This window comes from Pinirhizobacter sp., assembly GCF_035317885.1.
In the GTDB taxonomy this organism is placed as follows: domain Bacteria; phylum Pseudomonadota; class Gammaproteobacteria; order Xanthomonadales; family Rhodanobacteraceae; genus Pinirhizobacter.
In genome coordinates this window covers 1-2,869 of sequence record NZ_DATHFX010000078.1, presented here as the reverse complement: position 1 = coordinate 2,869, position 2,869 = coordinate 1, and the positions used below count along the sequence as shown (strand labels likewise).

Below are 2,869 nucleotides of genomic sequence, written 5' to 3'. Positions count from 1 at the left end.
GGAGATCGTGTGGTCGCCGATCTTGTAGGTCAGGTCCACGCGCAGGTTGTTGGTGTGGTTGGCGCGATCCGGGCTGAAGAGCGTTTGCACGGTCTGCGGGCTGGTAATGGCGCTGCCGCCATTGAGCGCCGGGTTCTGCGAGGATGTCCCGTTGACGTACGTGAAGTCCGGGTTGTAGCTACCCGGCGCGTCGTAATTGCGCGTCTTCATCTTGCCGTACAGCGCGGTCAGGGTGAGGTCGTCGGTGATGTAACTGGTGAACTTCGCCGTGTAGAGATCGCCACCGGTTTTGGTGCTGTCCGTGGCGCCGATGTAGGCACCGCGCGCGCGGTTGACGTAGTCATAGCCGTAGATCGACCCGTTCGCACTGCGCTTGTTGGAAGCGCCGGTGACCTCAAGGATATTGCTGTCGGTAATATTCCAGTCGAGCTTGCCGTACCACTTGGGCTGCTCATAGGTGTACTGCGTGTATGGGCTGGTATTCTCCACCGAATTGACGGTGGTGGCGCTGCTTCGCTGCGCTTCGACGGCGGCAAAGAAGAACAGCTTGTCCTTGATGATGGGGCCGCCCACATAGGCATCGACGGTGGTGACCCAGGTCTTGTCCTTGCTGTTGGGATCATAAAGGCCGCCGGCTACCGGGCTCGCCGGAAGGCCCTGGGTGTAGTAGGTATTCTTCGCATCCGCAGCCGCCCAGGCGGGCTGCCAAAGCACCTGTGCACCGAAGTGCCAATCATTGGTCCCGCGCTTGCCCACCTGGTTGATCACGCCGCCATCGGAGCGGCCGTACTGGGCGCTGTAGCCGCCGGTATAGATTTCCTGCTGGTCGATCGCGCCGTAGGGCAGGGTGATGCCGCCGAAACCGCGGAGCGGATCGGTGGTGTTGAACCCATTGAGGTAATAGGCGTTCTCGCTGGCTGCCGAACCGCCGAAGCTGGTGAGCTGCTGTCCGGTGGGCCCGGTGAAGTTGCCGCTGTTCGTCACCACACCCGGAGCCAGCAACGCAATCGCCTCGGCATTGCGCGCCAGTGGCATTTTCGTCAGCTGATCGGCGGTGATCACGGTACGGGAATCAACGCTGGTGACATCGATCAGCGGCGTCACCGCCGCCGATACGCTAACGGCGCTTAACGTAGTGGCATCGGACGAGACAAAAGAGACTTCCGTGTTCGCGCCCACCACGAGCGAGATGTTTTTCCGCGTATCGACCGTGGCGCCTCCCTGTCGCAGGCTTACCGTGTAGGTACCTAAAGGCAATTGGCCGGCCGAATACCGGCCCTTGGCATCCACCGGCACCTCGCGGGTGATGCCGGAACTGCTCTCGATAAGAACGGTTTCACCATTGGCGGCCGGCGCCTGGCCGAAGAGGCTGCCTGTCGTGGACTGGGCGAACGAAGCGGTGCCAAACAGTGCCAGGCCAAGGGCGGCGCTGAGCGCCGTGGTACGAACGATGTATTTTTTAGTCATGACTCTACCGAGAGCGACGTTTGTCGCACGCTGATGGGTCCAGGCGATTGCCTGGGGCGATGTGGTTTGGCCACGTGGTGGCCCCGGTGCAAAGCGCGTACTTCCCTGGCGGCGTACACCAAGCCGCAACGGGCCGTCCCGGCCGCGCGGGACCAGGTTTAATCAGGCGTTGTGGTGATGCCGTGCTACGCGCGGATGCAGTTTTGTTACCAGGGAATGCCTGGTATCAATGCCTTTGCTTCGGACAGCAGGTACAGACGTCGCTACATCGGATGTCGGGACGCGATACGCCAACAGCGAGTGATGGGTTGTAGCTGAACGCGTTCACTGGAGTTATCCCCGTGCGGTACAGGAAAGTGGTGCACAAAATCGGCCTGCAGGTCATTTGTTGCACCGCAACGAACATTTGTCAACAGTTTTCTTACGCAATTTGCCAAATTGCCAATAATTGCCGTCTAGACGCCTGGACGGCCAAATGGCTCAAGAGCCCGATTTCTTCTTCACGGCGGCTTTCTTGACGGTCGACTTTCTGGTCGAACGGGGTAGCGTCGGAACCTCTATCTCCAGGTCTACCCAGGCAGGCGCATGGTCGCTCGCGTGGGGAAGCCCGCGCACCCATGTATCCACGCCGGCTTCGCGCAGCTTCGACTTCAGTCCTGGTCCCAACAGCAGGTGATCGATGCGCAGCCCGGAATTGGTTTCCCAGTGTCGGCGGAAGTAGTCCCAGAAGGTATAGACACGCTCATCGCCGAACAGCTCGCGCAACGCATCCACCCAGCCTTGCGAAAGCAGGCGTTGGTAGGCCTCGCGGCTTTCCGGTTGCAACAACGCATCCTTCAGCCATGAGCGCGTGTTGTAGATGTCTTCGTCGGTGGGCACCACGTTGTAGTCGCCCGCCAGCACCACGGGGTGGCCGCTGGCATATAGGTTCTTCGCATGGCGGATGAACCGCTCGAACCAGGCCAGCTTGTAGTCGAATTTTGGGCCTGGCTGCGGATTGCCGTTGGGCAGGTAGAGGCAGCCCACGATGACGCCATGGACGGCGGCTTCCAGGTACCGGCTTTGCGTATCCTTGGCATCCCCGGGCAGGCCACGCCGGCTTTCCACTGGATCGGCGCCGCGTGCCAGGATGGCCACGCCGTTCCACGAGCGCTGGCCCTGCCAGATTGCACCGTAGCCGGCGTCATTGATCTCCTGCACCGGGAACAGTTCGTCCCCCGCCTTTAATTCCTGTAAACAGGCAATATCCGGTTTCTCGCGCTTGAGCCACTGAAGCAGGATGGGCAGGCGAGGGCGGATACCATTGATATTGAAAGTGGCAATTTTCATGGCAGCTCATGCTAACGCCGCGCCCGGTGGAGGCTGGGTGAGCGTCGATTGGCGATACCTGGAGAACGATGAT

The 2,869-nt window shown here is 60.7% G+C and carries 2 protein-coding genes; both read right to left on the bottom strand.

Going from position 1 to position 2,869, the window contains the following annotated elements:
• Positions 1-1,467: TonB-dependent receptor (locus VK519_RS02435; protein WP_324347321.1), on the bottom strand; the 1,467-nt coding region annotated here is incomplete at its 3' end.
• Between the two features lie 480 nt (positions 1,468-1,947).
• Positions 1,948-2,796: an exodeoxyribonuclease III gene (gene xth / locus VK519_RS02430; RefSeq protein ID WP_324347319.1), complete on the bottom strand. Its 849-nt coding sequence runs from the start codon at positions 2,794-2,796 to the stop codon at positions 1,948-1,950.
• Positions 2,797-2,869: the final 73 nt, after the last annotated feature.

Excerpts from the sequence above, each read along its gene's own strand:
- xth (WP_324347319.1), bottom strand. The coding sequence starts at position 2,796 with ATGAAAATTGCCACTTTCAATATCAATGGTATCCGCCCTCGCCTGCCC.